The sequence below is a fragment of the Saccharopolyspora sp. NPDC000359 genome (assembly GCF_040300525.1).
Classification (GTDB): domain Bacteria; phylum Actinomycetota; class Actinomycetes; order Mycobacteriales; family Pseudonocardiaceae; genus Saccharopolyspora.
In genome coordinates this window covers 1-25,901 of sequence record NZ_JBEPDU010000074.1, presented here as the reverse complement: position 1 = coordinate 25,901, position 25,901 = coordinate 1, and the positions used below count along the sequence as shown (strand labels likewise).

Here is a 25,901-nt window from a genome sequence, read left to right as displayed (position 1 = left end):
CGGCCTGCGGTCGGCTGGACCGGGCTTGCGGCCTGGCGGCCGGTCCCGGCCGGCGGTCGGCGGACCGGCCGCGAGCGGTGGGGCGGCGGCCGCAGCCGGGCGCGAGCGGAAGGCAGGCGACCCCGCAGGAGCCGCACGACGGGGACCTTTGACCACGGAAGTCCCGGCTGCACGTGGTCGCCTGGGCGAGCCATCGAAGCACGGTGCTGGGCACGTCGCCGAGTTGGTCACCTTGCTGCTCAAGTGGCGGGCCGAACCGTCGCCCGCCGAACGTGGGCACCTGCTTGTGGCGCATTGGCCCGATCAGCGGTGAAACGGATCTACTGCAGTCTCCGATGTAGCAAATGGACTGGTCAGTAGCTAGCATCCGACAGGTCTGCTCAACGTGGTTTGACCACATGGTGCAGCTGATAGGAGGGGCCCGACCAGTGGGGAGAACACCGGCCGGGCCGCAGGTGGTGCTACTGGAAGGGCAGCCAGCCCAGGTGGTCACGCAACCACTGGGCAATCTGGGTGCGAACTTCCTGCCAGGCCATCCAGAGAAGAAGCCGGATCCCCGCCCCGACCAAGCTGCGGGTCCGGCTTTCTTCTTGGGTGGCGTGCGAAACCTTGCGGTATCGCTTTCCGCGGCGAACGACGGCCAATGCGGCTCTACCTCCTCCGTTGGGGAGCAAGCCCCTTGTGGCTCGCTCCACGTCCGGGGTCGCCCCGACTCGACAGAGCCGGAGGAAGCAGACGTATTGCCTGGTGTTCTCGCGGATGAACCGAGCGGATCTCGGTTGATCAGAACGATACGGCCTGCACAAACAGCTAAGCGAATGCCAGCGTATGTGACGATCGTCATATAACATCAGCCACGGGTCGGCCGATCACGGGCAATCCCCGAGGTCAGAGCGTCGCAATCGAGTCGCCTTTGGGTTGAAGTTGATCAGCAAAGGCGCGACGTGGGTCACAACATTGCTCGGGCGAACTGACCTCATTGGCCAGGCGGTTGGCCGTGCTCGCGTAGGGGCGAGGTGGGACCCAGCCAGGAACGCAGAACCCCCACCTTACCCCCACAAATCAACGTCAAACGTCCGCTGCTATCGACCAATAACAAGCGTTCCCTTTCGCAAAAACACCTGGCCAAAGCGCGTATCGGCAAGTATCCTCAAACGACAGAAAACGCCATCGCCTAATCCTTAGGTCGCAGGTTCGAGTCCTGCTGGGGGCGCGAGCGGGGCGGGACTCGCCCCGACCGGCCCTCTGACGTGGAGACCGGTCCGGCGGCCGCTCGCCCAGCAGTTCGGCGAGCACCCCCAGCCGAGGCGCTCGACGCCCTGATCTCGCAGCCCTGACGCGACTACCTCGGACCTCGCGCGTCCGTGCGGGCCCCGGCGCGCATCCCTTGTCGACCAAGGAACAACGCTGATCCGCGGTCTGCGGGCCGATCAGAGCGGGGCGATCCCGAGGAATGCGGTCGTGCGCTGGTAAACCTCGCGGGCCAGCTCCGGGTCGAGCGCTCGGGCGGAGGGGGTAGCTGGACGGGAGCGGGCGAAGAACCCGCCGTTGGGTTCGGGAGGTTCGTCGGCTGTCGCCAGCCACAGCGGGGTCTGGATGCCCTGCTCGATGCTGACCGACCACAGCCGGAACAGCGGAGCGGTCAGCCGCATCGGACCACCGGCATTGCTGGTGAACCCGGTGCGCACCATGCCGGGATCGGCGTTGTAGACCCTGATCGCGCCGGGCGCCCGGCGTGCCGCCTCGACCGCGGCCAGCAGGGCGAGCAGCTTGCTCGTCGCGTAGACCCGGGTTTGGGAGTACCGCTGGTCAGCCCACGAGGTGCCGACCACGTCCGGGTCAGCGCCAGCCAGGCGCGCGCGCTTCTCCATGAAGCTGGACATGTTCACGATCCGCGCGTCAGCGGACAGCGATCCGCCCGCCAGCAGTTCGTGGGTCAGCAGCAGCGGCGCGTGGTGGTTGAGCGCATAGGTCCGCTCCGCACCGTCCGGCGTGCTGGCGAAGCTGCCGAACGCGGCACCGGCGTTGTTGATCAGGACGTCGATGCCGAGGCCATCGTCAGCAAGCGCGCTGGCGAGCTTGCGGACCTCTGCCTGGCGGGCGAGGTCGGCGAGGTGCCAGCTGATCCGCGGACCGGCCTCACCCACCTCGCGGGTGAGCTCGTCGGCGACCTGTGCGGTGCGCCGTTCGTCTCGGCCGACGAGCGTCACGTCGTACCCGCGTTCGGCGAGGCGCTGCGCGAGCGCACGCCCCAGCCCTGCTGTCGCCCCGGTGACAACGGCATGCTTCCGGTTCATCCCCGCTCCCTGCTCTGCTGCTCCTGCGTTGGTTGCGCGCGATCGCTGAGCGCGCGTGAAAGGAACTCGTGCAACTGGTGCTGCTCGTCGGGTGTCAGCGCGGTGAACGGTGATCCGCGTCGCCGGTAGTCCTCGATGCGGTCCTGGAGCTGGCAGCCCAGCGGAGTGAGCTGCAAGATCTTCGCCCGGCCGTCCGCGGGATGGGTCACCCGCCTGATCACGCCGTGCCGCTCCAACCGGTCGACCAGCGAAGTCACCGTGGACGCATCACACCTCAGGCGGTCTGCCAACTGGCGGGCCGTCATGTCGCGCTCCTGCTCGGCAGCCATCCGCCACAGGACCCCTACTTGGGCATCGGTCAGCCCCACCTCCCCGCACAGCGCCCTCAGCTCGCTGCGCACCCGGTCGTGCAACGCGAGCAACTGGTCGACCAGTGAGCCAGGGACCTCGTTCGCAGCCACACCAGACAATTTACATGGAACATCCAACTATTTGTGCTCGGAGCTGGTTACACCCCGCGATCTCGTTGGATAACCATCGTTTCCGCAGGCAGCAGCACGCGCCGAGCACCGGACGAAGCGGTCCGCGATCACGGCCTGCTCACCGACGCCGACGAAATACTCGTGCCCCGGTGCGCCGCCCCACCGCGACGGCATCCTCCGCTGCCTGCTCCCCGAGGCCGCCCGACGGAAGGGCGTCACTCGGATGTGGTCGTTCGCGGAACAACTGATCGCTCGCACGGGTTGGCCGTATCGCGAGCCTCGACCGAGCGCCTCGCGTTCCGCACCGGACAGGAGGGCGACGTGACCGCTTCCCCGTTCAACCCGCGCGAACTGCTCGCGGAGAGCCGCCTCGGCGTGCTCGCCACGATCAAGCCGAGCGGCCTGCCGCAGCTCTCCCCCGTCCTGCCGTACTACGACCCGCAGGCCGAGGTCGTGCTCATCTCGACCTCCGAGGGGCGGGCCAAGACGGCGAACCTGCGCCGGGACCCGCGGGCCGCGCTGGAGGTCACCAGCTCCGACGGCACGGCGTGGGCCACCGCCGAGGGGTCGGTGACGCTGACCGGGCCGGGCACCGACCCGCACGGCCCCGAGGTCGAAGCGCTGGTGGACTACTACCGCCGCGCCGGAGGCGAGCACCCGGACTGGGACGACTACCGCTCGGCGATGGTGTCCGAACGCAGGGTCCTGATCACGCTGCACGTCGACCACGTCTACGGCACCACGGTCCGCTGACCCTGCTGAGCCCGCTCGCCTTCAGTGGCCGACTCAGCCGAAGCGCCTAGCGGACGACGTAGGCGAGTTGCACCATCCCGTTGTCGAAGCGGCGTTCTTGCTCCAAGGCGAGGTCGATCCGGAGTCCGCCGGGCAGGGCCGGTGCGCCACCTCCGACGACGACGGGGCAGATCAGGAGCTGGACCACGTCGCCGACGCCGAGCCGGAGCGCGCTGTGCGCCAGGGTCGGGCCTTCCACCGTCAGATCACCGGAGGCTTCCGACCGGGCCTGCTCCACCACTTCGCGCGTCAGCTCTCGCTCGAGCCTGGTGCGCCGGGTCCAGGCCTCGGGCAGCGTGGCGAAGAAGACGATCTTCTGCGCCGCCTGCCAGGTCTTGGCGAACACCGCCGATTCGGGGCTTTGGGCGGCGACGGCCGGGATCGGTCTCCCGGCCCGCCATCTCCTCGTAGATCCGCCGCCCGTAGAGGTAGGTGCTCACCTCGTCCAGGTCGGCGTTGATCGCCGCGATGACCTCCTCGCCCGGGTAGGCCCAGGAGTAGTCGCCCTCGGCGTCGGTGTGGCTACCGTCCAACGAGGACACGGCCGAGTAGATGATGCGGGGCATCGCCGAACCCCTCCCTCCGCGCGGGCGGTGATCCCCACCCGCGATCTTCGCAGTACAGACCACTGCTGCGGGCAGAAGTCATCGGTCGGATCAGGAGCCAGCGATCGCTGCGACAGCGCGACTGCACCCGTCCTTGCGACCAGCTGCTCCCGGGGGTCGTGAGTGCGAAACAGTGCTAGAACACTGTTACGCACTCACGACCAGTCAGCGCCGAGGCGCGCAGAGCCCCATCCCGAAGTACCACTGAGCGCCCAACAGCACCGGTCCATGGACGGCCTCGGCGAACTCCAGCAACAAGTGCGTGAACGGTCGCGGGCACTTCTCTTGCCGCTCTTGGGCGATGTCAGGGGAGGGTTGTGCTGTACATGATTCTCTTGCCTGGGTGTTCTGTCACTGTCCAGAGGTCGTTCTGGCCTGGCCAGAAGGAGAGGTCCTCCACTCCGATCGCTACTTCGTGCTCGGGGCCGTCGGTGGTCAGGACTCCTGAGCCCGTCGCCGCTTGGAGGTGGCCCGGGCCGGTGGTTCCGCCGCCCGTGCTGCTGAGGTGCCAGCGGCCGTCGGTGGAGAGGGCGCCTTGGACTCGGGGTTTGGGGAGGCGGTGGGCTGCCGTTGCTCGCCACATGCCGTCGCTGTCGAGCTTGGGGAGGCCGGTGGTGGCGTCCAGGGGCCACTGCGCGACGCGGCCGTTCAGGTTCGGGTCACCCTGGTCCGCGCAGTACTCGCCGGTGGTGAGGGCGTCTGGGGCGGTGCTCCGGTCCAGGCCGAGGAAGGAGAACTTCTGGGGGCCGCTCGGGTTGCACTTGTAGTCCGGTGGGAAGTCCGCCAGGCCGCCCGGGTTGGAGTAGCCCGCGACCTGGGGCATCACGTAGCGGTAGCCGTAGCTGTAGTAGGTGTTGTCGTGGCGGCCCATCTTCGTGCCGTCGGTGACGTTGCCGTTGGTGGCCGACTTGATGTCGAAGATGTAGCGCATGTCGAACACGCGGATGCCGCGGCGGGTGTCCACCACGTACAGGTAGTTGCCGTACCAGGCGATCCCGCCCGCGTGGACGCTGCTGCCGTCACCGGCCTGCGGGGTCGTCACCGGCTCGTAGCTCGGGTTGCCGTTGCTGTTGGTGTAGGGGTAGGCCAGCAGCACGTGCTGGTAGTTGCCGGTGGACATGTCGAGGAACGACACGCGGACGCCCTTGACCGGGGCGGTCTGCTTGTCGTACCAGCTCACCAGGATCGCCTGCTTGCTGCCCCACTGCTGGTCGGCTTGGGCGTCGGCGACCGTGGTGATGCCCTGCGGGTACCACTCCTCGGTCCCGTTGTCGCCCGCGTTGAAGCAGAACTTGCGGACCACCGGGCGAATCATCGGGTCGAAGGCCGGGGACGTGCAGGCGTCGCCCTTCGGGGCGTCGTCGCGGTTGGCCTGGGTCAGGATGTTCTGCACGCCGAGCTTGGGCAGTTGGGCGTCGAGCTGGTCGACGATGCCCTGCAGGTTGCCGTTGGTGGGTTCGAGCTGGAAGTCCGACAGGGCTGGTGGGGTCGCCGACGCTGCTGATGCGGGGACCGCGGCCGTCATCATCGTTGCTGCCAGGGCCAGTGCGATGGGTAATCGTCGTTTCGCCACCTGGTTCTCCTTATTCGCGGGAACGCAGTGATTTTGCGCAACACTCCCGGAAAATGCACCACCGCGAGCTGCGTCCGATCGGTGGACTCGGGAACCTCCCCACCCACAACCACATCCAACGCGCAGTAGGGTCACTGCGGCGGGAAGGGGCGCGATGCCGGGCGAACTCGACGAGGAGATCGCGCAGCACTACGCCCAGCTCTCCGGCGAGTTGGATGACGAGACCGCCCACCGTCTCCTGGTGGAGCTCGCCGACAACTGGGCGGATGTGCTGGTGGGCGCCCTGTTCATGGCCTTCACCACCCACCGCGACCAGTCACCGGACCTGCTCACGCGAGCCCGCGAGCTTCCCGAGGAGCGCGTTCGGGGCAAGGCCGTCGGCCCGCGCGACCCGCTGGCGCTGACCGATCCGGTGCGGGCCCGGCAGGTGGTGGCGCACCTGCTGCAGCCCAGCACCCCGCTGCCCGCCGACACCGGCCCGTTCCCGTTCCAGACCGCCATCGACAACCAGCGGATGGCCGAGATCGAGGTGTGGGAGCAGGCCCGGCCGACGCCCTCCGAGGAACTGGCCGACAACACCAAGGTCGGCCACGGCATGCTCACCGGCATCCCGGCCCGGCCCGCCGGGTGCCGGAGCGAGCTCACCGTGCACGCGCGAGAACTGGAGACCGGCAACGATGTGCGCTTCGAACTCAACATCGGCGGTGCGGACCGCAGGTCCGTGGCCGCGGCCCGCACCACCATCGCCGACCACACCGTCAGTTGGTAGGTCCGCGGATCCCACCCGACGCGCCGGGGCTGGGGCCCGGGGTTCCGCGATCGCAGCCGGAATCGGACGTCTGGTCCCCACCGGGATCGCGTCGGGGAGGCGGCGATGAGCCAGCAGAAGATGTTGGACGTGCTCACCGCCGAGTGGGACGACGTCACCGACCGGCTCGACCCGGAGGCGTTCACTCGGCTGGTCTCGCTGGTCGCCGAGCTGCAGGACACCGATGCCGACACCTCGGCGCTGGTCACCGAGGACATCGCCACGCTGCTCGGCGACGTGCTGCCGGTGGAGCACCCGGTGCGGCGGGCGCTGGCCGAACCGGTGTCCCGATTCCGCCGCCCGGCGGTGGACTGGACTCGGTTGAGCACCAGGCTGCGCGACCGGCTCACCGAGTCCGCGCCGATCCCCCGGCTGGACCGGCTGCGCGCGGCGGAATCGTTGGACGCGCAGCAGCTCTCGGCCGCGGGGGTCGACCCCGCCGACCCGGACCTGATCCGGCTGCCGGGCGAGCACGACCAGTGGCCCGCGTTCCAGTTCGACGCCGACGGCGCACCGCGCGAGCTGGTGCGCACCGTGAACCAGCACCTGCAGGCCGACGCCGACCCGTGGGGCGCGGCGGACTGGTGGCTCGGGCACAACGAGCGGCTCGGCGGCACCCCGGCGGAGCTGATCGGCCGGGTCGACGACGCCGCGCTGGTCGAGGCCGCCCGCGACGAGTCGGCGGAGGTGTAGGCATGCCGCAGGCCACACCACCCCAGCAGTACGCGGCCACCCCGAACCGGCACGTCCTGCCCACCGACACCGCGCTGTTCCGGCTCCACGAGCGCAAGCGGCACGCCGCCGAGTTCAAGCCCGCGCACGTGGGCTTCGGCTCACCGGGCGGCCGGTTCGACGGCACCCCGGAGGACCCGTTCCCCAGCTACTACGCCGGTTTGCACGTGACGACGGCGCTGGCCGAGGTGCTGCTGCGCAACCTCGGGTTCGGCGGCGACGGGCAGCGGCTGGTCCGCCGCGCGCAGATCGCCGGGCGGCGGTTCAGCGCGGTTCGCACGAACCGGGAGCTGACGCTGGTCAGCCTGCTGACCGCACCGGACCTGGCGGCGGTGGCGCAGGACTCGTGGCTGGTCGACGCCGAGGGCCGGGACGCCTACCCGCACACCCGCAGCTGGGCGGTGTGGATCCGCTCGCAGGCGCGGTGGGCGGACGGGCTGATCTGGCCGTCGAAGCGGGACACCGGCAAGCCCGCCGTGGTGCTGTTCGGCGACCGCTGCGCCGACGCGCTGGCGGGTGCGGAACCGGAGCTGCAGATCGACCTGGACACGCCGATCGGCGAGGCCTGGCTCACCAGGATGCTCGCCCCCTACCGGGCGGCGGTCGCCCCGAGCCCGAACTGATCGAGGGCGCGGCTCCCGCTGGGGAACCACGCCCTCGGTGCAGCTTCGGAGCCCCGGGTTCAGCGCTGGGACCAGGTGCCGCCGTGGCGGAGGTGCAGCCACTCGCGCTCCCAGGCGCGCATGCCGATGCGGCGGGCGAGGTGCTGGGTTGCCGTGATCAGGGCGAAGCAGGTCAGCTCCACCACCAGGAGGACGAGGAGGGCGGCGAAGATCGCCGAGGTCGTGACCGAGCCCTGGCTGGCCGGTGGCGGGACCCGGTTGCCCGCCTCGTCGACCCACACCGTCACGGTCTCCCCGGCGCTGGCACTGGCCGGAACCTGGACGGTCGCGGTGTGCGTGCGCAGGCCGGTGCGCCACTCCGCGACCGCGGTGGAGCTGAGGGCGTCGTTGCTGTAGACCTCGGAAACTGGGACGTTCATCTCCGGTCCGGTGGTCAGCACCGCCTCCACCGGGCGGGTGGTCACCGCCGCTTCCGCCGCGCGCTGGGACAGACCGGTGTGCAGCGAGGCGCCGAACATGCCCGCCACCGGGACCGCGATCATGGCCACCATCAGCAGCAGCACCGTGATCCCGGCCGCAACCCGGTCGATCGGCCTGCGCAACGGGTTTCGGGTCACGCCCAGCGCGTTCACCAACCATGCAGCGTGCGCTTTCAGCGCCGCGACCATGCCAACCTCCAGACAGCCGGTGCACCTGCGCCGCGGATCACCGTCGTGTGGTCGTCCCCCGATGGCTGTGCGCGGCAACCTCCACGGGCAGTATCCTCCGCGCCCGCGCCATTGTTATCACAACGTGACTATCCATACACCAACGGTGGAGCAGATCACGTTGTTCACACCAGCAGCGGACATTTCCGGCTCAGGGACTGGTGAAAGCCGTGATGAACCAGTCCAGCAGCGTTGCCGCGCTGATCAGCAGGGCGATCGCGAACACCGCCACCAGCACCCAGCGGTAGACCCGGTACCCGGCCGGTGGCCGAACAGGAACAGCACCACGGCTGCGAGGACCAGGTACGGCATTCACCGCTCCCGTCGGCCGAACAGCCGCCGCGCGACCTGGCGGGAGCGCGGCTGCTTCGGCTTGCGCTGGGCGGTTTCCCGCAGCCAGTCGTGCCACGCCGCGGCGTGGTCGGCGTCGACGCCGCGCAGCAACTTGCTGACGCGCCGGTAGTCGGTCTGCTTGTGCGCGTGCATCCACGCTTCCAACTCGCGGTCGAAGGCCGCGCGCACCGTCGCGGTGGCGTCGTCCGACCACGCCGCCACGAAGGCCAGCACCACGGCGCGGTCCCGCCGTTCCGGCGCGGCGTCCTCGTCGTGCCACACCTTGGGCAGTTCCCGGACCAACGTCTGCTGGAGCTGCTCGCCGCTGGCGACGGCCAGGTCCGTCGCGGCCCGCGGATCGGCGTCGAGCAGGGCGCCGACGATCTTGCCAGCGCGGGCCACCAGCACCTCCTCGGAGATGTCACCGGGGCTGCCCGCGTCCGCGCCCTTGCGGCGGAGGCTGGTCAACCAGCCCCGCAGGCGGCCGTCGTCCTCCCACAGCTTGCGCAGGTCCTGCCGGTCGCCGAGGTGGTGGCTGAGCCCACGCAGCACGTCGAGGTAGCGTCCGGACACCTTGGACCCCGCCAGCACGCCGAAGGCCCGCTGCGCCAGGGCATCCGAGACCGCGGTGGACGGCAGCTCCGCGAGGAAGTCGGACAACTCCACCAGCGTGGGCGCGGATGCGCCGAACAGCGCGTCGAACACCGCTTCTCCGGTGCCGGGCTGATCGGACCTGCGCAACCGCTCGCGGAACACCGCGATGGTCTCCTGCCGCGCCGAACCACCGGCCGCCACCGCCGCAGCCGCGACCGCCGCGTCCAGCGGCATGAACGGGTCGGAGACGGTCGGGGCGAGCAGCCGCCACCAGCGGTCCTTGATCGCCGCGGTGACCTCGTCCCGCAGTGGCCCGTCGAGCCGCTGCGCCAGCACGTCGCGCAGCAGGTCGATGAGCTCCGGGCCGCACGTCCAACGCGCCGGGTCGACCCCGGCGTGCGGGTGGTGCGCCCACCACTCGGCGAACCGCCCGGCGGCCTCGGTGAAGTTGCCCAGCCGGGGGTGCACGTCGAAGCGGCTCGCGGTGCGCAGCAGCAGGTCCATTCGCTCCGGCCGCACCGCACCAGCGGCACCCTCCACCAGCGCGGCGGCCTCCTCGGCCTCCTCCGGGCGCCACGGGCGCTCCCGCAGCGGCGCCCGGTCGTCGGCGGGCGTGCCGCGCACGATCTCGTCGACCTCAGCGCGCAGCAACGCGATCCGCACCTGCCCGGCCTGCTCCAGGTCGGTCTCGGCGAGCCGGGTCAGCACCCGTACCCCCGGTGCCGAGTCCAGCACCGCGGCCAGCACCGGCTCCAGCACGTCCGCCGCGGACACCGCGGGCGGGGCGGCCAGCCACTCCGCCAGGGCCAGCGCCGGTTCCGGCCCGGCCACCTCCTCGTCCAGCACCAGCACCCCGGCGGCCAGCCGGTCCGCGGTGCTCGGGCGGGTCGCGCCCCGGCCACGGGCGAACTGGTGCGACAGCTCGATGGCGTCCACCACGTCGTAGGGGTCGGCGCGAAGGAAGCGCGGGACCCAGTGCAGCGCCGAGTCGCTGGCCGCGGTCTCCCGGCGCTCGCCGGTGGCCAGGTTGAACACCTCGAAGTCGGTGTTGCGCGCGGGTTCGGCCAGCGAGCCGGCCCAGTCCGGGTGCAGCCCCAGCACCTCCTGCCCGCTGAACTGCGGGTTGGTGGCGAACACCCGGAACCCGACCGCCAGGGCCCGCTCCTGCGGCAGCAGCAGCGTGGCGGCGGCGATCCAGCGCACCACCACGGCGGGGTCCTCGCCGACGAACACCACCCGCGGCGCACCCTCGTCGTGCACCCGGTCGATCGCGGAATGCACGGCGAGCAGCCAGGATTCACCGTCCTGCTGGCCCAGCACCCACTCCCGCAGCGCTTCCACCCCGAACGGCCCGGGCTCCGGTTCGGCGGGCACGGCGGGGCACTCGGTGCTCGACGCGGGCTCCGCCACCCACCACGGCGCGCCCCACAGCTGCGCCGGGCGGATCGGCCCGTACAGCTGGGCGTCGGTGGCGACGAGCGCGTGGGTGAACTGGTTGCCCTCTCGCACGCCACCGGTCTCCGCACCCAGGTAGGTGCCGCGCGCCGTGGCGTAGAGCCCGTCCTGGTGCACGTGTACCAGCGACGGCGGGTACTCCTCGACCGGCCGCTTCTCCCGCATCCACCCGACCGGCGCCTCGTACAGCGCCGACCGCTGCACCACGCCCATCATCTCCTCGGTGGTGCCCGCCGAGACAGCCTGGAACTGGAACCCGGCCCCGCCGCGCAGGCCCTGGTCGGGGCCGCAGTCGGTGTAGTACAGCGAGTGGAACTCCCCCGCGCTCATGCTCGGCTCCGTTCGATGATCTTGAAGTGGCTGAGCAGCCACAGCAGCGGTTCGTCCACCCGGAACTGCCCCACCCCGGCCCGGTCGACCTGCGTGCCCAGCGCGATCAGCGGGCTGTCGGCGTCGGCGAAGCTGGCGGGCAGCGGCGTGTGGCAGACCGGGCAGGCTCGGATCCCGGTGGTGGTGCCGCAGTCGGGGCACTCGGCCCGGCGCGGGGTGCGGGACCGGCTGCGCGGTGCGAAGACCGGCCAGGCCGCGGCCCCGAAGCCGATTGATCGCTGCCGCAGCGGGTCGACCGCCCCGCAGCACCCCTCGCGGCCGGGTGCGGTCCGCCCGGTGCACTGGAACCACAGGTTGTCCACCGGGAACCGGTGGTAGCGGTAGGGGCACGCAACCCTGGCCATCAGGTCTTCCTCCACACCCCCGCGCGCAGCGGCGGGACCACCGCCCACGAATCCGAGCTCGGACACTAGGACACCTTCAGCTGCGAGGCGGGCGGATCGACCAAGTCGATACCGGAGGTCGAGGTGAAGCAGCGCAGCCAGTAAGGCTTGCGCCGCGGCAGCTCGACGGTGATCTCGACGAGGTCGTCGATCCGGTGCACCTCGCGGTGCAGGACCTGCCCGTCGTCCGGCCCGAGCGGCATGACGCGGCCGGGTGCGACGACCACCACCACCTCGCACTCCGGCACCGGCTGGTCACTGCTGAGCAGGATGCTCGCGGTGCGCGCCCCGAACAGCCGGTTCCGCCGCTCCACCCGGTACTCGACCTGCGCGGGTGGCCCGGAGACCGCCAGCTCGCTGGGCCCGGACCGGCCCTCGCCGTCCTCGCCGACCTCCAGCGAGGTGACCTGCACGCTCGCCTCGCCCGGCCCGGTGTCGATCCGGCAGCCGCCCTCGGCCTGGTACTGCTGCCGGGTCAACCGCCGCGAACCGCTCGCAGCGGCGCCGGTCCAGGTCACCTCGGCCTGCCGCACCCCGTCCGGCCACACCCAGGACAGCACGAGCTCGCGCCCGAAGTGCCGCCCCTGCAACGAGGTCACGGGCGGCAGGGTCGGCACGACCCGCGCGGTGTGCCGCACCGCAACGGCTTCCGCGCGGACCTCGGTGCCGTCCGAGCGCCGGTAGCGCGCCGCCAGCAGGTAGGTGCAGTCGACACTGGTGTCCACAGTGGAGTCGCGAAAGGACGTGCCGTCACTGGCCGGAACCGGTGTCTCACCCGATTCGTCCCGCCGCACCACGTCCACCCCGGTGGCGTCGCGGTGCAGCTTCCACCGGCCCTCGACCGCACCCCCGCGAACCGACAGCCGCACCTCGTGCACCGGGGGCAGCACCTCGACGGTCCGCCCCACCGGCCGCGACCACACCCCGTCGGGCGCCGCGGCGAACACCGCGTACCCCGCGGTCCCCCCGGCCGCCGCGGCGGCGTCCACGACCGCGGTCTCCGCCCCCTCGGCGACGATGTCGCCGTCGGCGGCGTCACCGGGCGTCCGCCCGGCCCGCCGCACCACCCGGTACCGGGTGCCCTCGTCGTGGTCGGGCTGCGCCCGCCACGACAGCCGCACCCCGAGCCCTTCCGGCTGCGCCGTCAGGTCCGCCACCGGGCTGACCGGGGTCCGCCGCACCTCCGCCGCTATCGCGTCGTCGTCGGCGGCCAACCGCGCTGCTTCGGTCAGCTGCCTGCGCGCTTCGCCTTCGGCTCCGCGCTCCAGCGCGCGGTGCGCGGCTTCGCGCAGCTCGCGCACCCGCGCGGCGTGCCGGTCGACCGCCGCCTTCGCGGCTGCGGCCTCCTCGGGGTCGGTGATGCCGACCAGTGCTTGCTGGGCGGCGACCAGCATCCCGTCGGCGAGCAGGTCGGTGACCTTCGCCAGGCCGGTGACCTCGATCTTCGTCGTGCCGGTTTCGCTGAGCACGCTCACCACGGCTTGCCGGGTCTCGTGCTGCGCCAGTCCGGACTGGCGCAGCACGCGCAGCAGCGCGCTGGCCGGGGCGCCGTTCTCGCGGAGCCTGCGCACGTCGTCGAGCAGGTGGTACAGCGCCAGGATGCGGAGGTCGGTGCGCTCGGCCGCGGTGGCCACCAGCCCGAGGGCTTCGCGGGCGGCCCGGTTGCCGGAGCGGCGGTTCTCCCGGTCCACGGCCGCTTGCACTGCCTCCGTGCTCAGCCCGTGGGGATGTGCTGGGGTGCTGCGGAACTCGGTGAGCAGGGCGTAGTTGTCGAGCTTGCCGTGCAGCAGTTCGGGGATGCCGGTGACCTCGGCGTCGCGCAGCAGTTCCTTCAGGCGGCGGAACAGGGTGTCCGGCAGCCCGGGAGTCTTCGGCAGGTCCAGCGGGACCGCCGTGCGCACCCCGGCCTTGGTGAGCGCTTGCTCGACCTCGGACGGGGCGAGCTGGCCGAACGCCTCGCGCATCGCCTCCAGCTGGCCCGGGGTGATCAGCCCGAGGTCGCCGAAGTTCGCCTTGAGCATCTGGGCGAGCTCGTCGATCTGGGCCCGCCCGGCCGCCGCCCGGTCGTCGTGCCGCGCGCGCCACCACGACATCCGCGCCATGGCCTCGCCGTGCTCGCGGCTCAGCTCCTCGTCCGCGCGCAGGAAGGCCTTGTAGACGCTGGTGGTGAAGCTGGACTTCGCGGTGGACTGGGCGCTCTTGTGCCAGTGCGAGCGGACCTGCGCCAACCGCTGCGCCAGGTCGGCGTCGGAGAAGTCCGGCCGGAGCGCGTACCGGGTCAGCAGGTCGTCCGGTAATCGGCCGCCGCGGCCCCGCAGCGGCCGCACCACCGCACGCTCGTACGCCTTCGGGTCGAAGGGTTCCATCAGATCCCTCTTCCGCGTCCGGTTCGAACGCTGTGGTCCCCAAGATCTTTCAAGCGCCCCCGCAGCCCGCTAGCCGGGCACGGTGATCCCGGCGATCTTGCGCGCCGCCGCGGCGACCTCCTCGTCGCTGCGGACGCTGCCCCGGACCTCGATGTCCAGCGACCTGCCGGTGGGCGGTTCGGTGGCGGTCAGCTCCAGCAGGCCCTTGTCGTCGACGGTCATGCGGATGCTCACCGGCGACCCCACCGGCAGCGGCGGCAGCCCGTCGATGAGGCCCTTGCCCCCGCTGACCTCCTTGTTCCCCGCCAGGTCCGGCCCGGCGACCACCCCGGACTGCTCGTCGAGCTCGATCTCCACCCCGGGCTGGCCCTCGTAGATGGTTTCCAGGTCGATGCCGAACACCTGCAGGTCGCGCTCAGGCATCAGCGCCCATCCCCTCTGCTCGCGGCGCTGTTCCCGGTGGCCGCGCTCCAGCGGTGCACGTGCACGCGCGCGGGTGCGGTCACCCGGTCGGTGGTGGTGTCGAAGTAGCCGTCGGAGAGCACCGCAGCGATCCGCTCGTGCTGGTCGGGCTCCGCGGCGGGCAGGATCTTGACGGCCCGGTGCTCGCGGGCGGAGGACTCGGCACCGACGGGCCGGATCGGCGCGCTGCCGCAGCGCTCCAGCGCCTGCTCCGCGCTCAGCGCGAAGGACTCCAGCAGGCCGACGACCTGCTCCCGGCTGAGCTCGGGCGGCAGCGTGCGGGCCTGGTGCAGCAGGTCCTCGCGGAAGTTCTGCAGGTCGGTGGTGATCGGGCGCAGCAGCAGGTTCTGCTCCCCGGCGCGCAACCGCTCCACCTCGGCGTGCAGCTCGTGGACGACGCGTTCCCGCGCGTTGGCGCGGTCGTGGTGCTGGCGGACCCGCTCGGTGCGGGCCGCGACGGCGTCGGTCAGCTCGGCCAGCGGGTCCCGCCCGGGCGGGTCCTCGGCAGGCTCCCCGGCACCGACCGGCGCGGGGGTCGACGCCTCCTCGCGCTGGTCGTCCTGCTCTGGCTCCTCGCGCATCGCTCCGCCCGCCTCGCTGCTCGCCGCACGTGACCGGCCGTCTCGTGGGTGACCGGGATGATGATCACCAAGCCTAGTCCGGCCCCACTCCGCCAGAAGTGGGATTTCGGCGAGTTCGACGGCGCAGCAGCACGGGTGGTTCCGCGGCGCGTTGGGCCGTTCCGGTGAACGACGTCCACCAGTTGACGCGGGCGGGCTGCGGCGGTCGGGGCGATGACCGCCGCAGCCCCCGTGCTCACCGCAGGGCGAGCACGTCTTCGGTGTACAGGCGTGGCGCGATGCGCACGCCCTGGGCGAAGTTGCGCTCGACCTCGGCGATCTCCGCCGGGTTCGGCTGCGAGCTCTTGCACTGCGGGCCCGCGCTGGCACCGGACATCAGGTCCTCGCACACGCCGGTTCGGTTGTCCGGCAGGCCCAGGATGTGCCCGAGCTCGTGCGCGGCGATGCGGAGCGTGTCGTGCCCCTCGTTGACCGCCTGGCGCCCCATCCAGACCCGGCCCTGGCCGAGGCCGAAGACCTCCGCCCGCGGCCAGCCGTTGTCGGCGAGCACGACGACGTCAGCGGCACCGCCGCTGGCCGGTTCGAACCGCACGTTCTGCACGTTGTCGTTCCACACCTGGGCACCGGCGTCCACGACGTCGCGGAACTCCGCGGCCTGGCTGGCGTCGTAGGTGACCACCCGCACGTTCTCCGGGGCGGCGGTGGCCACCACCGGAACCCCGAGCGCGAGCAGGAATGCGATGAGCACACCGATAACGGGCCGCAGCGTCCTGGGCAGGATCATCTGCACCGACCTCCTCTAGCCGTCCGGATCACGGTGCACCGAACGTATTGCGGGCGGTCATCGCCGACGTCGCGGTGGCGTAGAAATGCCACTGCGCGAAATTGCCGGATAGCGCCCGGAAAAACGTGTGGATCCGGGTCAGCTCGGCTGCGGAGCTGGTCCCCGACCCGCCGCCCGCGTGTCGTGCCGCCAGGTTTCCGCTGGTGCGGGCCCCGCTGCCACCCGTTCGCCGCGAACCGGCGGCAGCAGCCGACCACACCGCCCCCGCTGCGCGACACTCGGAGCACCAGCAGCGCGGACCAGGAGGCGACCCGATGATCGATCAGCTCCAACCGATGCCGACGGAGTGGCAGCGGGCGTTGGCGATCGTGGCGCACCCCGACGACCTGGAGTACGGCCGCTCCGGCGCGGTCGCGGCCTGGACCGCCTCCGGGCGCGAGGTCGCCTACCTGCTGGCCACCCGCGGCGAGGCGGGCATCGACGGCGTGCCACCCGCCGAGGCCGCACCCCTGCGCGAGCTCGAGCAGCGGGCGAGCGCGGCCAAGGTCGGCGTGCACTCGGTGGAGTTCCTGGACCACCGCGACGGTGTGCTCGAGTACGGCCCGGCGCTGCGCCGGGACCTGTGCCGCGCGATCCGGGAGCACCGGCCGGGGCTGGTGATCACGCTCAACCACCACGACTACTGGAGCCCGGGCAGCTGGAACAGCGCGGACCACCGCGCGGTGGGCCGGGCCGCGCTGGACGCGGTCGCCGACGCCGGGAACCGGTGGATCTTCCCGGAGCTCGTCGAACAGGGCTGCGAACCGTGGCAGGGGGTCCGCTGGGTCGGCGTCGCCGCCTCACCCCACCCGACGCACGCGGTGGACATCACCGACCACCTGGCGGACGGGGTGGCCTCGCTGGCCGCGCACGAGGCCTACCTGGCGGCCCTGAGCGGGGAACCGGTCGAGCAACAGGCCCGCCGCATCGTGGAGGACTTCGCCCGGGAGCACGCCGCCCGCTTCGGCGGTCGGCCGTGCGTGACCTTCGAGCTGATCGGAGTCGGGTGATCGTCGACGCGCTGGAGCAGGCGTGGGCCGCGAGCTGGACCAGAGCCAGTGGCGGCGGCCCGCCTGACGTCTGTGGGAGGAGGTGCGGCTGCTGGCCCCGGCCGCGGCACCCAGCCGGTGTTCCCGGTCCTGCGCTGAGGCGGTCGCACAAGCGAGCGGGCCGCTCACCAGGAGGTGAACGGCCCGCTCGGGGAGGTCGGGCTCAGCCCAGCACCGGGAGGCCCACCGCGGCGTCCACCGCGATGGCCACGAACAGCAGCGCCAGGTACGAGTTCGACAGGTGGAACAGCTTCATCGGGTTGACCACCCGGCCGTTGCGGACCGCGCTGTGCAGGCGCTGCGCCACGACCAGCAGCGCCGCCCCGGCCAGTACCGCGGACGCCACGTAGACCCAGCTGGTCACCGGCACCAGCAGCAGCGTGCAGCCCACCGTCGCCCAGCTGTAGGCCAGGATCCGCGCCGACACCTGGCGGGTGGTGGCCACCACCGGCAGCATCGGCACCCCGGCGCGGGCGTAGTCGTCCTTGTACTTCATGGCCAGCGACCAGAAGTGCGGCGGCGTCCACAGGAACACCACGCCGAACATCACCAGCGCTGGCCACTCCACCGTGCCGGTGACCGCGGCCCAGCCGACCACCACCGGCATGCAGCCCGCAGCGCCGCCCCACACGATGTTCTGCGAGGTCCGGCGCTTGAGGACCAGCGTGTAGACGAAGACGTAGAACAGGATCGCGCTGGTGGCCAGCACCGCGGCCAGCAGGTTCGCCCCCCACCACAGCACCGCGAAGGACACCACGCCGAGCACGATGCCGAAGATCAGTGCGTTGCGGCGCGGCACCTCGTAGCGCACCAGCGGGCGCTTCTTGGTTCGGTGCATCACCGCGTCGATGTCGGAGTCCGCGACGCAGTTGAGCGCGTTGGCGCTGCCCGCGGACATGGCACCGCCGACCAGCGTCACGATCACCAGCCACGGCGACGGGACACCGTGCTGGGCGAGGAACATCGCCGGGATCGTGGTGACCAGCAGCAGCTCGATGACGCGCGGCTTGGTCAGCGCGAAGTAGGCGGCGACAACACCGCGTCGACGCCCGGCGGGCGGTGCGACCTCGGCAGCGGCGGACTCGTGGGTGGTGGTCATGAGGTCGGCGATTCCTCCGCGGTCCGGGCGCTCGAGTCGGTCAACGGCTTGCCCGCCAACCGCAGCTCGTGCCAGTGGGTCACCTTTCGCTCGGCGAAGAACGCACCGAACGGGATGGTGCCCGCCAGCAGCACCAGCAGCATCCGACCGATCGGGACGCGCAGCTGCGTCGTGGCGACCACGGCGACGAGCAGGTAGACCATGTACAGCCAGCCGTGCGCGACACCGATCCGGAAGGTCCAGTCGGTGCCGAGCTGCTGGGTCGAGCTGCCCTCGTCCCACAACCCGGCGAAGTGGCCGTACTTGAGCACCATCGCGGCGCACAGCAGGATCAACAGCACCGCGGTGACGTACGCCATGATCCGGTAGAAGATCAGCACACCAGGCTTCACGCCAATCCCTCAATCCCGCCTCGTGCCTAAGAAACACCGGTGTCAATAGACCGTACGCCACGCGAAACCCGCACCCACGCCGGACCTCGACCAAGAGTGGCCCCGCCCACCATGGGTGGGCTCCAGCCGCTGCCTCAGATCATCCGGTAGGACTTGGCGACCAGTTCGAACGAGTGCAGCTTGGCGTCCCGGTCGGGCACGTTGGCGGTCAGCATCAGCTCCTGGACACCGGTGCGCTCGCGCAGCTCGTCCAGCTCGGCGCGGACCTTCTCCGGGGAGCCGTACACGGCCTCGGCCAGCCAGCTGTCCACGAAGCCCTGCTCCAGCTCCGTGTAGGCGTACTCGCGGGCCTCCTGCCGGGTGGGCTGCTTGCCCGGCATGCCGCGGCGCAGCCGGAGCATGCTCAGTGCGACCGGGCGGATGATGTCCAGCGCTTCCTCGTCGGTGTCGGCGGCCACCGCCTGCACCCCGATCAGCGCGTACGGCTCGTCCAGCACCGCGGAAGGCTGGAAGGACTGCCGGTACAGGTCCAGCGCGGGCAGCGTGTTCTGCGCGCTGAAGTGGTGGGCGAAGGCGAACGGCAGGCCGAGCGCACCGGCCAGCTGCGCGCTGAAGCCGCTGGAGCCGAGCAGCCAGATCGGCGGCACCGGCCCGTTCGGCACCGACTGGATCGCCGCGTACGGGTGGTCGATCGGGAAGTCGTCGCCGAGGAAGGCCATCAGCTCGCCGAGCTGCTGCGGGAAGTCGTCGGCGGACAGCGGACCGGTGGTGCGCCGCAGGGCGCGGGCGGTGGCCTGGTCGGTACCGGGGGCGCGGCCGATGCCGAGGTCGATGCGCCCGGGGTGCAGCGCCTGCAGGGTGCCGAACTGCTCGGCCACGACCAGCGGCGCGTGGTTGGGCAGCATGACGCCGCCGGAGCCCAGCCGCAGCGTGCTGGTGTGCGCGGCGAGGTGCGCGATCACGACCGCCGGGGCGGAGCTGGCGATGCCGGGCATGCCGTGGTGCTCGGCGACCCACATCCGCTGGAAGCCCCAGGCCTCGACGCTGCGGGCCAGCTCGGTGGTGGTGCGCAGCGCGTCCGACGGGGTGTGCTGCGTCCCGACGGTGGACAGGTCGAGCACCGACAGCGGCACCGGCGAGTCACCGCGCGCCACGCCCTTGATCTGCTCGGCCTGATCGGCGGTCGCGCTACCGCCCGCGGCGCGCTCCGGAGTCGCATTGGTGTCCATCAACCCCTAGAACCACCCCAACCCCGCCCTTGTTCCCCCCTGTGCCCACCGTTACAACCCGAACCACCCCCACACCCCGAACCACCGCCCAGCACCCCGACATCCGGAACCCACCGCCCCCGCCCAGCACCTGACACCTGGCACCTGGCACCTGGCACCTGGCACCTGGCACCTGGCACCTGGCACCTGGCACCTGGCACCTGGCACCTGGCACCTGGCACCTGGCACCTGGACCACAGTGTCGCTGCAACTCGCTCCCGAGAACCGCAGTTTCAATTGAAACTGCGGACTGGCACGCTCGGGGATCGCAGTTTCAATTGAAACTGCGATCCGGGCACTCCGACCTGTGGAGGCGGCGGAGGTGCTCGACGGGTTGAGGCCTCGGCGCGCTGTGCTCCGGCTTGGTGCGGCCGTCCGTCACCCGTCCGTGTGTGGACGCTGCGATTCCAATGAGGTGATCTCACCGGCCCCGCACAGGCGAGTCGCCGGATGATTCACAGTTTCAACTGAAACTGTAACCGCAGGTGATTGCCGAAACCGCTTCCGCCTGCGCCCAGTGCCGGTCGCGGGCGTTGATGAAGGACGCCCTTCCCCGGCTGGGCCGGTGAAGGGTGCCTGCACTTCGGGTGCACAAGAGTGGTGACGCGTCGTCGGAGGGTTGGGGGACGGTTACAGTTTCAACTGAAACTGTAACCACCGGTGTGTCGGGTGCCCGACACACCGGCGATGCGTCCAGGCGCTTTCGCTGAGATCACCTCAATGGAGATCGGGTAGCACCTGGGTCCGGAGCGCACCTGGGGCCGGAGGAGCGCTCGGCGCACAGGTGGGCGCTCGGCGCACCGCCCGGGCACGGGTCAGGCGTAGGTGACCGCTCGGTTCGGCTCGGGGGTCGTCGAGCGGTTGCGGCGGGTGAGGATCGAGTCCCGGATCTCACCCGCGCGGACCGCGCCGTTGGACAGCAGCGACGAGGTCAGGCCGTGGGTGTGCTCCGTCCCGCCCTGCAGGTAGATGCCGCCCGGCAGGTCGGTGCGGGTGCGCAGGCGGTAGTCGCGCTCGACCTGGAGACGCCCCCGCTCGTCCCGCTCGCAGTCCTCCGCGGCCTCGCCGAGCAGCGGCGCCGGGTCGCGGGGTTGGCATCCCGTCGCGTACACGAGCAGGTCGGCGGCCAGCTCGGTGCGTTCCCCCGACGGCAGGAACTCGACGGTCACCGCCACCCCGCCGTCGCGGGGCGCGACGTCGCGGACGCGGGAGGCGTTGAGGATCCGCAGCCGCTGCTCGCCGCGCACCTTCTCCTGGTAGGCGCGGGCGTAGAGCTCCTCGATGAGGTCGAGGTCGACCACCGAGTAGTTGGTGTTGCGGTGGTAGTCCAGCAGCTGGTCGCGGACCTCGGGCGAGGCGGTGTGGAAGTCCTCCACCGCCTGCGGGTCGAAGATCCGGTTGGCGAACGGGCTGTCGTCGGCCGGGCTGTAGCCGTACCGGCTGAACACCGCGCACACCTCGGCCGCCGGGAACGTCCGGTGCAGGTACTCGGTGACCTCGGCGGCGCTCTGCCCGGCCCCGACGACCACGCAGCGGCGCGGCGCCTCGGTCAGCTCGTCGACGCGGTGCAGCAGGTCGAGGTTGTGCCACACCCGGTCGCCGAGCTCGGCCCCGGCGGGCACGCTCGCCTCCAGCCCGACCGCGAGCACGACGTTGCGCGCCCGGTGCACCTCCAGCTGCCCGCCGCGGCGGACGACGACCTCGAAGTGCTCCCCGGCGCGGTGCAACTCGACGACCTCGGCGTCGTAGCGCACCTGGTCGGCCACCCGTTCGGCCGCCCACTCCAGGTAGTCGTGGTACTCGACGCGGGTCGGGAACATCGTCTTGTGGTTGACGAAGTCGACCAGCCGCTGCTTGGCGTGCAGGTAGCTCAGGAAGGAGTAGTCGCTGGCCGGGTTGCGCAGCGTGACCAGGTCCTTGAGGAAGGACACCTGCATGGTGGTGCCCTCGATCAGCATGCCCCGGTGCCAGCCGAAGGCGGGCTTGCGCTCGAAGAACACCCCGGAGATCCGGTCGTCGGCCGGTGCGGCGCGGTTGTGCTCCTCCAGGGCGATGGCCAGCGCCAGGTTGGACGGCCCGAAGCCGATCCCCAGGACGTCGTGGACTTCTTCCTCGGTCGGTGCGGCAGTCACGTTGTCCCCTCGCATCGCTGGTGCCCCGTTCGCGGGCACGCGCATCCACCGGCGCGAGCCGTTCGCTCACGCCGGTCCTCGTCCACGGCGGTGGAAGACCTGCAGCCGCTCGTGTGGTCGCTCAGCGGAAACCGCGGGTGGTCACCCTGCATAGCTACTCCAAGCAGCTGACGCCGCTTCCACAAGCGCGGACGGCATTCGCCGGCAGGTGTTGCAGTCAGTCCCGGTCGTGGTTGTGCTTGTCGTGGTACTCGGTTTCGGCCAGCCCGTACTTCCAGTAGCCGATGGCGAGCACGGACCTGGCGTCCATGCCGCGTTCGTTGCGCAGGTGGCGGCGGATGCCGCGGACGATGCCGGACTCCCCGGCCACCCAGGCCGAGACGTCCACGTCGGCGGGCACGTCCAGCTGCTGGACCGCGTCGACCAGCTGCTGCGAGCGCCCCGCCGGGACGCCGTCCCGGTGCAGCCAGGTCCAGCGCAGGTCGTGCGGGCACTGGACGTGCTGCTGTTCGGTGGCGTCGCCGATCTCGACGAGCACCTGGCCGCGCGCGGTGGGCGGCAGGCCCTCGACGATGCTGGAGATCGCTGGCAGCGCGGTCTCGTCGCCGACCAGCAGGTAGTAGTCGGCGGCCCGGCAGGTTTTGCCGCCGGGGCCCATCACGCCGAGGTGGTCGCCGGGCCGGGCGTTGCGCGCCCAGTTGGAGGCCACCCCGTGGGCGCCGTGCATCACGAAGTCCACGTCGAGCTCGCCGCGGGCCTCGTCGTAGCGGCGGACGGTGTAGGTGCGCATGGTCGGGCGCTCGTGGAGCTCGGGCCAGCGGTAGCGCCCGGTCTCCTCGTCCAGCGCAGGCAGCACCGGCCGCTGCTGGCCCTGCTGCGGCACGAACACCTTGATATTCGGGCCGGTGTGCTGGTCCAGGAAGCCCTCGAGCTCTTCGCCGCCGAGGGTGATCCGCCGCATCGACGGGCTCAGCTCTGCGGTGCGCAGCACCTGGAGATCACGCGCTGGGGGTCGGCTGCGCCGGAGTCGGTCCGCGGTACCCATCGACCAAGCGTTCCTTCCTGTCCACCAACGATCATGCCAGTTAAGGCAAGCCTAACCATAGATCCACCGCGTTGTCTGCCCCACGGTGGCTCAGATCTCTCAGCGCCCCACCGCGACCGGTTGCCGCACCGGGGCCGGTTCCTCGATGCGCAGCGCCAGGACCACCCCGACCAGCGCGAACCCGGCCGACACCAGCATCGCCAGGTGGTAGCCGCCCAGACCCGGCGCACCGGCCAGCACGCAGGCGGTCAGCGCCACGCCGAGCGCGGAGCCCACCTGCCGCTGCACGTTGAACAGGGTCGACGCCCCACCGGTCGCCGAGGCGCTGATCGTGGTGAAGGCGATGACCTGCAGCTCCGCCGAAGCCGCGCCCACGAAGAACCCGGTGAGCAGCTGCACCCCCGCCGCGAACCAGAAGTCCCCCGCGCCGATCGCGTTGAGCAGCACGAACGAGGCGGCCGCGCCGAACATGGCGGTGGCGATGACCCGGCGCGGCCCGAACCTGCGGTGCGCCCAGCCGACCAGCTGCGAGGCGATCATCAGCCCGACCGCCTTCGGCAGCGTGACCAGCCCGGTCTCCCAGGCCGACGCGCCCAACCCCTCCTGGAACATCAGCGTGAACCCGTAGAGCGTGCCGAGGAACCCGGCCACGCACAGGAACAGAATCCCGCTGGCGCGGCGGAACGAGGCGTCGCCGAACAACCGCAGGTCCAGCACCGGTTCCCGAGCCCTGAGCTGGGTCCTGACCAGCAGCCCCAGGCAGATCAGCCCGGCGGTCCCACTGGCCCAGGAGTGCGGTGAGCCCGGTCCGGCCCGCGCCACCGATTCCAGCGCGTACATCACCAGCCCGAGCCCGGGCGCCGCCAGCGCCAGACCGAGCGCGTCGAACGGCTTCCCGCGGGCCTCGACGTGCTCGACCAGCAGCAGCGCACCGAATACCAGGGCGACCACGCCGACCGGCACGTTGACGTAGAAACCCCACCGCCAGGTGAAGTTCTCCACGAAGAACCCGCCCAGCACCGGCCCGAGCGCCGGGGCCACCGCAGTCGGCAGCAGCAGCACCCGGGACAACCGAATCCGCTGCTCCGGCGGGTAGGCGCGGAACAGCATGGTCAGCGCGACCGGGCTCATCACCCCGCCGCCCGCACCCTGCAGCACCCGCGCGAGGGTCAGTTGCGGCAGGTCGGTGGCCAGCCCGCACAGCGCCGAGGCCAGCACGAACACCCCGAAGGCGCCGAGGAAGACGCGCTTGGTGCCGAACCGGTCGCCGAGCCAGCCGGACACCGGGATGCACACCGCGAGGCTGACCAGGTACCCGACGTTGACCGCCGAGGTGGCGCTGGCCGGTACCGCGAACTCGTCGGCGATCGCGGGCAGCGCCACGTTGACGATGGTGGCGTCCATGCCGTTCATGAACATCGCCGCGACGTAGCAGACGCACACCGCGACCTGGGGGCTCACCGGGCGCAGCATCGCGGTCAGCGCGCGGGCCGCATGTCGGTCCAGTTCGCCTCGATGTGGTCCACGCAGGACTCCCGGTCGGCCGGGCCGTGCGCGACGCTCCACCCGGCCGGCACCTCGATCGCGCACGGCCACAGCGAGTACTGGTCCTGGTCGTTGATCAGGGCGTAGTACTGCGCGGCCGGGTCCTCGAACGGGTTGGTCATCCTCGTGCTCCTTCGGTGTTCTCCCCTGCGAGCCGCTCGGCCTCGCCGAGCTCGCGGTCGACGACCGCGGCGATCTCGGCGAGCGGTCCGGGTTGGGTCATGTCCTTGTGCTCGCAGGCGACGTCGTGGTTGCGCACCTCGCCGTCGACGTAGGGCTGCCACATCCGCGCGGTCAGCGACGCCTTGGCCGGGTTGACGGTGGCGGTGAAGAACAGGACGTCGCCGCGGAACTTGTCGTGGTCGGCCTCGTTCTCCAGCACCGCGCAGTTGGCGAAGTTGTCGATGACCGCGGTGATGCTGTGCGGTTCCAGGTTGGCCAGTGCGCTGCCCTCGGCGGACAGGACCGCCATCACGCCCTCCCTGGTCAGCGGCTGCTCGCCGAGCTCGGCCAGGTCGTACCCGGCCATGTAGAGCAGCGCCTTGAGCGCTTCCTCCTCGGTCGGCAGCTCGTCCCACACGTCCTTGGGGTAGGAGTCGAGCATGCACAGGAAGCGCACCTCCTCGCCCTGCGCCTGCAGGTGGGTGCTCATCTCGTGCGCGACCACACCGCCGAAGGACCAGCCGAGGAAGTGGTACGGCCCGTGCGGCTGGACCTGCCGGATGTGCTCCAGGTACTCGGCGGCCATCTCCGACAGGCTGGCCGCGACCGGCCTCGGTTCGGCGAGCCCGCGCGACTGGACGCCGTAGACCGGCCGCTCGTCGTCGACGTGCTTGAGCAGGCCGGAGAACGGCCAGGCCAGCCCGGCCGCCGGGTGCACGCAGAACAGCGGTGGCTTGCTGCCCCCGGTGCGCAGCGGCAGCAGGATCTCCAGCGCGTCCCGGCTGCCGCCGCTGTGCAGCCGCTCGGCCAGGCCGACCACGGTCGGCGCGGCGAACAGGCTGCCGACGTTGACCCGCACGCCCAGCGCGTCGCGGATGCGGCCGATGAGCTTGGCCGCCAGCAGCGAGTGCCCGCCCAGGTCGAAGAAGCTGTCCTCGGTGCCGACCCGGGGCAGCCCGAGCACCTCGGCGAACAGCCCGCAGAGGATCTCCTCGGTGGGGTTGCGCGGCATCGTGCCGCCGACCGCTCCGCCCAGGTCGGGGGCGGGCAGCGCGCGGCGGTCGAGCTTGCCGTTGGGCATCAGCGGCAGCGCGTCGACGAGCACCACCGCGGCCGGGACCATGTGGTCGGGCAGCGCGTCGGCCACGTGGCGGCGCAGCTCGGCGGCGTCCCCGCCGCCCACCACGTAGGCCACCAGCCGCT

25 protein-coding genes are annotated in these 25,901 nt (G+C 71.4%); 5 read left to right on the top strand and 20 right to left on the bottom strand.

The features are described 5' to 3' along the window. Nucleotides 1–1,430 precede the first annotated feature (1,430 nt). Nucleotides 1,431–2,297 (bottom strand): SDR family NAD(P)-dependent oxidoreductase, encoded by an 867-nt coding sequence (locus ABT324_RS31295; protein ID WP_351184800.1) that lies wholly within the window; start codon nucleotides 2,295–2,297, stop codon nucleotides 1,431–1,433. Then, nucleotides 2,294–2,665: a MarR family winged helix-turn-helix transcriptional regulator gene (locus ABT324_RS31290; protein ID WP_351184802.1), complete on the bottom strand. Its 372-nt coding sequence runs from the start codon at nucleotides 2,663–2,665 to the stop codon at nucleotides 2,294–2,296. Before ABT324_RS31290 ends, ABT324_RS31295 begins: the two co-directional genes overlap by 4 nt. A gap of 435 nt (nucleotides 2,666–3,100) precedes the next feature. On the opposite strand from ABT324_RS31290, the gene ABT324_RS31285 reads away from it, so the two are divergent. Continuing rightward, on the top strand, nucleotides 3,101–3,532 hold the full coding sequence (locus ABT324_RS31285) for a PPOX class F420-dependent oxidoreductase (protein ID WP_351184798.1): 432 nt from the start codon (nucleotides 3,101–3,103) through the stop codon (nucleotides 3,530–3,532). A 46-nt stretch (nucleotides 3,533–3,578) separates the two neighbouring features. Here the strand turns inward: ABT324_RS31285 and ABT324_RS31280 are convergent, their stop codons facing one another. Continuing rightward, nucleotides 3,579–3,917: a dihydrofolate reductase family protein gene (locus ABT324_RS31280; RefSeq protein WP_351184796.1), complete on the bottom strand. Its 339-nt coding sequence runs from the start codon at nucleotides 3,915–3,917 to the stop codon at nucleotides 3,579–3,581. 563 nt (nucleotides 3,918–4,480) lie between these two features. Beyond that, entirely contained in the window at nucleotides 4,481–5,749 is a 1,269-nt protein-coding gene (locus ABT324_RS31275) for a hypothetical protein (protein WP_351184794.1), read from the bottom strand. 154 nt (nucleotides 5,750–5,903) lie between these two features. On the opposite strand from ABT324_RS31275, the gene ABT324_RS31270 reads away from it, so the two are divergent. The 3 genes from ABT324_RS31270 to ABT324_RS31260 all read left to right on the top strand — a co-directional run bounded on the left by ABT324_RS31270 (nucleotide 5,904) and on the right by ABT324_RS31260 (nucleotide 7,912). Next, nucleotides 5,904–6,518: an Hsp70 family protein gene (locus ABT324_RS31270; RefSeq protein ID WP_351184792.1), complete on the top strand. Its 615-nt coding sequence runs from the start codon at nucleotides 5,904–5,906 to the stop codon at nucleotides 6,516–6,518. A 105-nt stretch (nucleotides 6,519–6,623) separates the two neighbouring features. After that, nucleotides 6,624–7,250 carry a hypothetical protein gene (locus tag ABT324_RS31265; protein ID WP_351184790.1) on the top strand — a complete coding sequence of 209 codons (627 nt, stop codon included), beginning with the start codon at nucleotides 6,624–6,626 and terminating at the stop codon, nucleotides 7,248–7,250. 2 nt (nucleotides 7,251–7,252) lie between these two features. Beyond that, nucleotides 7,253–7,912, top strand: coding sequence for an RES family NAD+ phosphorylase (locus ABT324_RS31260; RefSeq protein ID WP_351184788.1), 660 nt, complete (start codon nucleotides 7,253–7,255; stop codon nucleotides 7,910–7,912). Nucleotides 7,913–7,971: 59 nt separating this feature from the next. Here the strand turns inward: ABT324_RS31260 and ABT324_RS31255 are convergent, their stop codons facing one another. The 8 genes from ABT324_RS31255 to ABT324_RS31220 all read right to left on the bottom strand — a co-directional run bounded on the left by ABT324_RS31255 (nucleotide 7,972) and on the right by ABT324_RS31220 (nucleotide 15,967). Further along, nucleotides 7,972–8,580: an Rv1733c family protein gene (locus tag ABT324_RS31255; RefSeq protein ID WP_351184786.1), complete on the bottom strand. Its 609-nt coding sequence runs from the start codon at nucleotides 8,578–8,580 to the stop codon at nucleotides 7,972–7,974. Between the two features lie 190 nt (nucleotides 8,581–8,770). Continuing rightward, nucleotides 8,771–8,935 carry a hypothetical protein gene (locus ABT324_RS31250; protein ID WP_351184784.1) on the bottom strand — a complete coding sequence of 55 codons (165 nt, stop codon included), beginning with the start codon at nucleotides 8,933–8,935 and terminating at the stop codon, nucleotides 8,771–8,773. Then, nucleotides 8,932–11,331, bottom strand: a complete 2,400-nt coding sequence (locus tag ABT324_RS31245; protein ID WP_351184782.1) for a GTPase-associated protein 1-related protein — start codon at nucleotides 11,329–11,331, stop codon at nucleotides 8,932–8,934. The genes ABT324_RS31250 and ABT324_RS31245 overlap by 4 nt, the downstream gene beginning before the upstream one ends. Beyond that, nucleotides 11,328–11,735: a hypothetical protein gene (locus tag ABT324_RS31240; protein ID WP_351184780.1), complete on the bottom strand. Its 408-nt coding sequence runs from the start codon at nucleotides 11,733–11,735 to the stop codon at nucleotides 11,328–11,330. Before ABT324_RS31240 ends, ABT324_RS31245 begins: the two co-directional genes overlap by 4 nt. 65 nt (nucleotides 11,736–11,800) lie before the next feature. After that, the gene (locus tag ABT324_RS31235; RefSeq protein ID WP_351184778.1) at nucleotides 11,801–14,140 is read right to left on the bottom strand and encodes a SaeA-related protein; all 2,340 of its coding nucleotides are present in this window, start codon (nucleotides 14,138–14,140) and stop codon (nucleotides 11,801–11,803) included. A gap of 69 nt (nucleotides 14,141–14,209) precedes the next feature. Further along, the gene (locus ABT324_RS31230) at nucleotides 14,210–14,563 is read right to left on the bottom strand and encodes a hypothetical protein (protein WP_351184776.1); all 354 of its coding nucleotides are present in this window, start codon (nucleotides 14,561–14,563) and stop codon (nucleotides 14,210–14,212) included. Further along, complete coding sequence (locus ABT324_RS31225; protein ID WP_351184774.1) at nucleotides 14,563–15,183, bottom strand: nucleotide exchange factor GrpE; 621 nt, start codon at nucleotides 15,181–15,183, stop codon at nucleotides 14,563–14,565. Before ABT324_RS31225 ends, ABT324_RS31230 begins: the two co-directional genes overlap by 1 nt. Before the next feature lie 235 nt (nucleotides 15,184–15,418). Beyond that, the gene (locus ABT324_RS31220) at nucleotides 15,419–15,967 is read right to left on the bottom strand and encodes a snapalysin family zinc-dependent metalloprotease (protein WP_351184772.1); all 549 of its coding nucleotides are present in this window, start codon (nucleotides 15,965–15,967) and stop codon (nucleotides 15,419–15,421) included. A gap of 314 nt (nucleotides 15,968–16,281) precedes the next feature. Here ABT324_RS31220 and ABT324_RS31215 point away from each other — a divergent pair, with 314 nt between their 5' ends. Beyond that, nucleotides 16,282–17,016: a PIG-L deacetylase family protein gene (locus tag ABT324_RS31215; protein ID WP_351184770.1), complete on the top strand. Its 735-nt coding sequence runs from the start codon at nucleotides 16,282–16,284 to the stop codon at nucleotides 17,014–17,016. A gap of 202 nt (nucleotides 17,017–17,218) precedes the next feature. Here the strand turns inward: ABT324_RS31215 and ABT324_RS31210 are convergent, their stop codons facing one another. From ABT324_RS31210 to ABT324_RS31175, 8 genes are all read right to left on the bottom strand, one after another. Then, nucleotides 17,219–18,154, bottom strand: coding sequence for a heme o synthase (locus ABT324_RS31210; RefSeq protein WP_351184768.1), 936 nt, complete (start codon nucleotides 18,152–18,154; stop codon nucleotides 17,219–17,221). Further along, entirely contained in the window at nucleotides 18,151–18,546 is a 396-nt protein-coding gene (locus ABT324_RS31205) for a DUF3817 domain-containing protein (protein WP_351184766.1), read from the bottom strand. The genes ABT324_RS31210 and ABT324_RS31205 overlap by 4 nt, the downstream gene beginning before the upstream one ends. Before the next feature lie 134 nt (nucleotides 18,547–18,680). Further along, nucleotides 18,681–19,775 (bottom strand): LLM class flavin-dependent oxidoreductase, encoded by a 1,095-nt coding sequence (locus tag ABT324_RS31200; protein ID WP_351184764.1) that lies wholly within the window; start codon nucleotides 19,773–19,775, stop codon nucleotides 18,681–18,683. Between the two features lie 854 nt (nucleotides 19,776–20,629). Further along, nucleotides 20,630–21,961, bottom strand: coding sequence for a lysine N(6)-hydroxylase/L-ornithine N(5)-oxygenase family protein (locus ABT324_RS31195; protein WP_351184762.1), 1,332 nt, complete (start codon nucleotides 21,959–21,961; stop codon nucleotides 20,630–20,632). Nucleotides 21,962–22,163: 202 nt separating this feature from the next. Beyond that, nucleotides 22,164–22,991, bottom strand: a complete 828-nt coding sequence (locus ABT324_RS31190; protein ID WP_351184760.1) for a siderophore-interacting protein — start codon at nucleotides 22,989–22,991, stop codon at nucleotides 22,164–22,166. A 99-nt stretch (nucleotides 22,992–23,090) separates the two neighbouring features. Beyond that, on the bottom strand, nucleotides 23,091–24,452 hold the full coding sequence (locus ABT324_RS31185; RefSeq protein ID WP_351184758.1) for an MDR family MFS transporter: 1,362 nt from the start codon (nucleotides 24,450–24,452) through the stop codon (nucleotides 23,091–23,093). Between the two features lie 17 nt (nucleotides 24,453–24,469). Next, nucleotides 24,470–24,658 carry an MbtH family protein gene (locus tag ABT324_RS31180; protein ID WP_351184757.1) on the bottom strand — a complete coding sequence of 63 codons (189 nt, stop codon included), beginning with the start codon at nucleotides 24,656–24,658 and terminating at the stop codon, nucleotides 24,470–24,472. Continuing rightward, a partial coding sequence (locus tag ABT324_RS31175; protein WP_351184755.1) for an alpha/beta fold hydrolase occupies nucleotides 24,655–25,901 on the bottom strand: 1,247 nt, incomplete at its 5' end. The genes ABT324_RS31180 and ABT324_RS31175, both read right to left, overlap by 4 nt.